At 41.3% G+C, this 288-nt stretch carries 2 pseudogenes; both read left to right on the top strand.

Annotation, left to right across the window (positions count from 1 at the left end):
• Window positions 1–104: pseudogene (locus A3712_RS27550) on the top strand (response regulator transcription factor); the annotation flags it as partial.
• Window positions 101–288: pseudogene (locus A3712_RS21460) on the top strand (two-component sensor histidine kinase); the annotation flags it as partial. The pseudogenes A3712_RS27550 and A3712_RS21460, both read left to right, overlap by 4 nt.

The raw sequence follows: 288 nt of genomic DNA, 5'->3' as shown, positions 1-288 counted from the left end.
TCAGTAATATCCGTCGGAAGCTAGTACAGGCAGGGTTGTCTAAACAGCATATTAAAACGGTTCGTGGTAAAGGATATAGTTACCTAGTGTCGGTTGGAACATGAGTGCCAAACTAATACGTTGCCCCGACTTCATTGCCAAACGTAAAGATGGATTAACGTTCCAACTTTTCTCATATCTGACGATCATCCTTGTCAGTATCTTTATTTTTCAAGCTGTTGCCGAAAAGGCGTTGATGAAGGCACTACTTAAGGTGCCTGATTCTGTTAAGCAAGAAATGTTGGATCT

Source organism: Vibrio sp. HI00D65 (assembly GCF_001635455.1).
Lineage (GTDB): Bacteria > Pseudomonadota > Gammaproteobacteria > Enterobacterales > Vibrionaceae > Vibrio.
Note: the sequence above shows the minus strand (reverse complement) of the source record. Positions and strands in the feature narration are given on the sequence as shown.